The 6,736-nt window shown below is 71.7% G+C and carries 3 protein-coding genes; 2 read left to right on the top strand and 1 reads right to left on the bottom strand.

The features are described from left to right. The coding region (locus V7067_RS04325) for a hypothetical protein (RefSeq protein ID WP_334174651.1) at nucleotides 1–4,642 on the bottom strand (4,642 nt) is incomplete at its 3' end. A 473-nt stretch (nucleotides 4,643–5,115) separates the two neighbouring features. Between V7067_RS04325 and V7067_RS04320 the strand changes: the two genes are divergently transcribed. Next, entirely contained in the window at nucleotides 5,116–5,436 is a 321-nt protein-coding gene (locus V7067_RS04320) for a 2Fe-2S iron-sulfur cluster-binding protein (protein WP_334174650.1), read from the top strand. Nucleotides 5,437–6,085: 649 nt separating this feature from the next. Next, the coding region (locus tag V7067_RS04315) for an extensin family protein (protein WP_334174649.1) at nucleotides 6,086–6,736 on the top strand (651 nt) is incomplete at its 3' end.

The following is a 6,736-nucleotide window of genomic DNA, read 5'->3' as shown; positions in this document are numbered from 1 at the left end:
CCGCGGTCTGGGCGGCGGCGACTGCCTCGATGCTGTCGCTGCTGCTTTCGACGGTCGCGGCGATGAACGCCGCCTGCGCGGCGACGACGCCGGCAAGGCGACTGCTCTCGCTCTCCACCGTAGCGGTAAGGGCGGCGGTCTGGGCGGCGGCGACTGCCTCGATGCTGTCGCTGCTGCTTTCGACGGTTGCGGCGATGAACGCCGCCTGCGCGGCGACGACGCCGGCAAGGCGGCTGCTCTCGCTCTCCACCGTGGCGGTAAGGGCGGCGGTCTGGCCGGCGGCGACGCTGCCGATGCGCTCGCCGGCGGTATCGGCCGCGCCGGTGATCAGGGCGGCCTGGGCGGCGACGATCCCGGCCAGACGACCGGCCTCGGTCTCCACCGTGCCGGCCAGTTCGCCGGTCCGCAGCGATGCGGCCGTGCCGAACGCGGTCGCGCCGGCCTCCACGGCGGCCAGAATGGCGGCGCTCTGGGTGGTGGCGGCCTCGGCCAGACGGGCGGCGCCGCTGGCAATGGTGTCGCTGAGGGTGCCGGTCTGGGTTTCGGCGGCGGTGTTCAGCGTGCGGGTGCTCTCCGCCACGGCATCGGCAAGGCGCACGGCGTGGGCCGCAAGGGCCTCGCTCAGGGCGCTGCTGCTGCCATCGGCCGTGAGCGCCAGATGGCTGGCCCCGGCTTCCAGAGCGGCGGCGATGGCGGCGGCGTGGGCGTCGGCGGCGGCGCGCACGGCTTCCACGCCGCCTTCGGCCGCACCGGCGATCTCGGCAGCATGGGCGGCCAGCGCGGCACCGAGCATGGCGGTGTGGATGGCGGCGGCCTCGTCGATCTGGCGGGCGCCGGCTTTCATGGCCCCGGCGATCTCGGCGCTGCGTTCGCTGACGGCGGCGTGCAGAGCGGCGACGTGTTCGCCGACGGCGTCGGCAATGCGGCCGGCGCCGGCCTCCATGGCTGCGGTCAGTTCGGCCGTGCGGGTGCCGGCCAGCGTTTCCAGCGTGCCGGTCTGGGTCAGGGCGGCATCGGCAAGGCGGCTGGCGGCGGCATCGGCAGCCGCGCCAACGCGCTCGCTGCCGGCCTCGGCGGCCCCGGCCACAGCGGCGACGCCGGTTTCCACCGCCCCGCTCAGGGCGGCGGTGTGGGTGGTCACCGTTTCCGCCAGCGCGGCGGTGTTGGCGGCCACCATGTCGGCGACATAGGCGATTTCGGCGGCAACGGCGCCGGAGAGTTCCGCCGCATGCCCGGCGACCGCGGCCGACAGGGCCCCGGTCTCGCGCGAGACGGTGACGGCGAATTCGCCGCTCTGGGCGGCAACGGCCTCGGCCACCCGGCGGGCGTTTTCCGCAACCGCGGCATTGAGCGCTTCGGTGCTGCGGGCCAGAGCCTCGCTGCCGCTGCGGGTCGCATCCTCGACGGCGCGGGTGCGGGTCTCCACCGTCTCGCCGAAGGCGGCGGCACGGGCGGCCAGCGCCTCTTCCAGCGCGCGGGCGCTGGCGGTGACGGCGGCGACATGCTGTTCCGCCGCGCCGGTGACGACGCCGGTCTGCATCTGCACGGTGGCGCTGAGGTCGTCGGTGCGGGCCAGCACGGCATCGGCGAAGGCGTTGGTGCGCGCGTCGATGGCCGAGACCAGCGCTTCGGCCTCCGCCTGCAGGGTTTCGGTCACGTCGCCGGTGCGGGCGGCAATGCGCTCGGAGAATGCGGCGCCGGCGGCGGCCACGGCCGCGTTCAGCGCGGCGGCGCGCGCCTCCAGAACGCCGCTGTGGCTTTCCAGCGCGGCCACCAGCACGCTGGTGCTGGTGTCGAGGCTGTGGGCCAGTGCATCGCTGCTGGCGGCCACCGTGTCGGCAAAGCGGGCGGCGCCGGCCTGCGTCTCTTCGCTGAGGGCGCCGGCATGGGCATCGAGCGTGGCGGCCAGTGTGCCGGTGCGCTCGGCCAGCGTATCGGACAGGGTGCGCCCCTGCGTGGCGAACACGGCTTCGAGGGCGGCGGTGCGGGTTTCCAGGCTGTCGATGAGCGTGCCCGTGCCGGTCTCGAAGGTGGCGCCGAGCGCCTCGGTGCGCCCGGCGATGGTCTCTTCCACCCGGGTCAGCAGACCGGAGAGCATGGCCTCCAGCGCGCGCATGCGCTCGCTCAGCGTGGCGTCGGTGCCGGTCACGCCGCTGTCGATCAGGCTGCGCAGATCGGCAAGGCGGGCCTCGATATCGGCGGAAAGCCGCGCCGCGCCCTCGGCAATGAGCCGGGCGGCGCTGCCGCCCGCTTCGGCAAACCGGGTCGCCAGCCCTTCCTCCTGCACCGTCAGCACCTTGGCGACATCGTGGGCGGTGTCGTCCAGGGTGGCGCGGAAGGTGGCGGCGCGGTTCTCCAGCATTTCCGAGAAGGCGACGTGGCGCTCGTCCAGCGCCTTCTGCAGCCGGTCGGCCTCGCCGGTAATGGCGTGTTCGATGCGCTGGCTGGTGGCCTCCAGCCGGTCGGCCACGCTGCCGCCGGAGCCGGAAACGATGTCGTCGAGGCGGCGGATGGTGGAATCGAGGCTGGTCGCCAGTTCCTCGCCGCGCAGGTCGAGGTCGACCACGATGCTCTCGCCGGTGGCCTTCAGCACGTCGCCGATGCGGTCCACTTGCGAGGAAATGGCCGAAACCACGGCCTCGCCCTCGCCCTTGAGGCTGACGCGGGCGCTGGCGGTCTGGTCGGCAATGGCCGCCTCGAAGGCGGCGATGACGCTGCCGAAGGCATCGCGCACGCTGGTGGTGCGGTTTTCCACCATCGATGCGGTGGCATCGCCGGCGGCGCTGATGGCGCGTTCCAGCTCGGCAATGGAGGCGCGGATGGTTTCCACATGGCCGTGGGCGGCCTCGGCGGTGCCGTCGCCGATGCGGGCAATGGCGGCCTCGAACTCGCCGACGCGCGCCGACAGCAGTTCGGTGACCGAGCGGCCGGAATCGTCGATGGCGCCTTCCAGCTCGCGGATGCGCTGTTCCATCGCCCCGGTCGCGGCAAGGCTGGTGGCGGTGATGGCGCTTTCAAGCCCGCTGACGCGCTCGTGCAGCGTGCCGGCCAGCCGCTCGCCGGTTTCGGTCAGCCCGCGCTCGAAGGCGGCAATGCGCTCGGCCAGCGCGCGCGAGACCTGCGCGCCGGCGGCATCGACCGTGGAGGCCGCCCGTTCGCCGGCGGAATCCAGCGTGGTGCCCATGGCCTCCAGACGGCCGGACACGGTGCGGGTCACGGTTTCCGCATGGTCGTCGAGCGCGCGGATCATCGCCCCGGCCTTGCCGGAGAGGGTTTCTCCGATTTCGCGGGTGCGGGCGTCGACCGTCTCGATCACGGCCTGTCCGGTGGCGGTCAGCTGGTCGTTGACGCGGGTCGAGCGGTCTGCCAGCGCATCCACCATGCGCCGGCCGGTGGTTTCGATGGTGGCGTTGAGGCGCGCCGAAACCTCGTCGAGCGCACTCACCATGGTGCCGGACAGCGCGGTCAGCGTGTCGCGCACCTCGGTGCCGCGGCTGGTGATGGTGCTGCTCAGCGTTTCGCCCGACGTGTCGATGGCGGCGGCCAGCGCCACGCTTTCGCCGCGCAGGCGCTCCACCAGCGCCTCGCCGCGCCCGGTGATGCTGGTCACCGCCTGATCGGTGGTCATGCCGAGCTTGGTGGCGAGCGCGATGGTCTTGTCGTCCACCGCCTTGGTCAGGCGCGCGGTGGCGGCGTCGATTTCGTCGGCGAGTTTGCCGGAGGTCGACTTCAGATCCTCCGAGAAGCCGCGGTGGGCACCGGAGATCGCCGCCCGCAGGCGCTCGGCATTGTTGGTGATGGCATCGCGCTCGGCCGCCAGTTCGGCCAAGAGGCTGCGCACCTTCACCTCGTTGTCGCCGAAGGTGCGTTCCAGCGCCGACACTTCCTTGTGGATCAGCGTTTCAAGCTCGCTGGCGCGGGCCAGCGCGCGCTCCACGCCGTCGCCCATGGCCGCAACCTCGCGGCGGATGGCGTGGCCGACGGAGACGACGGATTCCGTCATCTGGTCACCGGGGCGGGTCAGGCGGTCGGCGGCAACCGTCATGGCCTGGGCGGCCGAGCGCAGTTCGCGGGCACGCGAGGCGAGGGCGGCAAGCCCGACGAAGGCCGCCGAGGGCACCACCGCGGTGGCCACCAGCATGAGCGTTTCCGGGCGGGCCACGGTTTCGGCCCCGAACGGACCGAACCCGGAGCGCGCGCCGACATAGAACGTGAGCCCGGACCATGCCGCCGAGGCGATGAGCGCGATGCCGTAGCCGAGCCGCGAGGTCGCCATCCGCACGCTGTCGAGCGGGGTGGCCGCGGCGCCGGCGCGGTCGTCGTTGGCCGCCGGGCGCGGGCGGGCCCGGCGCGGGCGCTTCTGGCCGGTTGCCGGGTCGGCATCGTCCTCGCCGGGGGTGCCGGGGCGGGGGGCGCGGCTGGCGGTTTCGTTGGTGCTCATGTCGGAAGCCAGTGCCTCCTTCGTTGCCGCGTCGGACGCGGGCAGGTCAAACGACAGCGCTTCTTCGACGGCGTTGAGAACGGCCTCGGTCTCGTCGGCCGGGGCAGGGGAGGCAGCGGCGTGCGGGGCGGACGGGTCGGTTCCTTCGCCGGCAGACGCAGGACGGGCGCTCTGGGTCGCCAACGGGGTCTGGGTCGCCATGGGTTCCTCTTTCGTCTCGCGTCCGACGTGAAAACCTTGCGCGCGTGATTCCCGCGTTTTCCTGCGTCAGCGAAAGGACTGCCATTTCAGCCGGTTAGCCTGAAATCGGCCGGTCCTGCCGCTGCCTGCCGGAAATGCGGACGGCATACGAGCCTGTTCACCCTAACGCACGAAGGTTTACATCGCGTTCCGACGGCCGCCCCGGTTCCCCGCCGCCTGCGGCGGGCCGTTGCGGCCGCTGTGGCGGCGGGGCCGGACCCGCCGGCCACTGCCAAAGATGTTAATAAAACCTTACCGGCAGCGAAACACCCTTGTCAGGCTTCCGTATGGCAGGGTTAACGGCTGCGGCCGATTCGCCGCGCCGGCGCGCTTTGACCGGCCGGCGATTTGCATTATTCCAGATCGGGCGCGCGCCGCAGGGACACGCCGCGCCGGCTCTTTCTCCCCTGTCCCGCATCGGATCGAGATCCCGCATGGCGCGCATCACCTACATCACCCATGACGGCAAGCCCTATGAGGTGGAGGCCGCCCCCGGTTCGACCGTGATGGAGAACGCCGTGCGCAACGACGTGCCCGGCATCGATGCCGAGTGCGGCGGGGCGTGCGCCTGCGCCACCTGCCATGTCTATGTGGACCCGGCATGGGCCGAGGCTGTCGGCCCGGCCGAGCCGATGGAAGAGGACATGCTGGATTTCGCCTTCGACGTGAAGCCGAACTCGCGCCTCTCCTGCCAGATCCGCGTGACGCCGGAACTCGACGGTCTGGTGGTGCGCATCCCCGAACGGCAGTCCTGAAGACGGCCGGACAGCGGAAGGCGACGCGCGGGCAGAACGGGCCGGCGCGACGGGGACAGACAGACAGACAGAGCAGGCGGGACAGGGGCGCGGGACAGGGGCTTCCGGCTGCTGCCGCCCCCCGCGGCCGGCCGTTCGCACAACTTGCAGCCGCAGGCCGGGGTGCGGACAGCCAGATTGCGGACAGCCAGGCTTAATGGCGGGCAGGTTTAAGGGCGGGCAGAACCGCCGGGTCGTTCCGGCACACACAACCCGGCCGGCGGGATCCGGCCGGCAGGGGATGGTTCAGCACCGGCGAGGCTGCCGGCGCAGGCGGGCTCCTCAGACCAGTCCGACGACGATGGCGCCGAGGAACAGGTAGGCCGCCAGGATGATCAGCACGGCATGAGCACGATCGGTGGTCGTCATGGCACTGTCTCCCTTTGTTCTTTATTGGTTAAGAACATATTAACGCGCCTTCGACGAAAGGCGAAGCGATTTATAGGGATGCGATCCGATAAAGTCGATGGCCTGAATAGATTTTCCCCTGCCGGATGCACCCGCGCAAACGGCGTCCGCACCGCGGCGCCCTTTGTGGCATGACGATCCGCGACGGCGGCGCGGCGCGCATTAACGCGGGATTCGGGCCTTGCGCGCCAGACTGCGGCCCATGCGAGCAAAACCGTTTCTTTCCCTGATGTTGCTGCTGGTCGTGGCCGCCGGCCTTGCGGGCTGTGCCGGCACCGGCGGCCAGCGGGCGGCGTGGCGCGGGGCGGCCGACCGGCAGTGCGTCGTCTCCGGGGCGGTCAGGCCGACCGTGTGGGTGCGGCCGATGCAGGCCATCGGCGGTCCGTCTATCTGCGGGCTGGACAATCCCTATCAGGTCATCCGCCTCAGCGGCGGGCGGGTGGCGCTCAGCCAGCCGGTGGTGGTGGGCTGCAGCATGGTGGCGGCGCTGGAGCGCTGGTCCTATTATTATCTGCAGCCGGCCGCCCGCTCGCTGTTCGGCGCCGAGGTGGTGCAGATCCGCACCTTCGGCGGCTACAACTGCCGCGGCGTCAACTCCGCGCGGCAGGGCGCGCTCTCCGAACACGGCTTCGGCAATGCCATCGATATTTCCGGTTTCGTGCTGTCCGACGGGCGGTTCATCTCGGTGCGCCGGGACTGGCGGGGCGGCTCGCCCGACGAACAGCAGTTCCTGCGCTATGCCCAGCGCTCCGCCTGCACGCTGTTCCGCACCGTGATCGGGCCGGACGGCGATGCCGCCCACACCGACCATCTGCACCTCGACCTCGCCCGCCACGACCGGGCGTTCCGGCGC

This window comes from Pseudoxanthobacter sp. (genome assembly GCF_036822375.1).
In the GTDB taxonomy this organism is placed as follows: Bacteria; Pseudomonadota; Alphaproteobacteria; order Rhizobiales; family Segnochrobactraceae; genus Pseudoxanthobacter.
This window is presented reverse-complemented; position numbering and strand designations above follow the sequence as displayed.

What these genes read in the sequence shown, in the direction of transcription:
- V7067_RS04320 (WP_334174650.1), top strand. Translation starts at nt 5,116, where the DNA reads ATGGCGCGCATCACCTACATCACCCATGACGGCAAGCCCTATGAGGTG.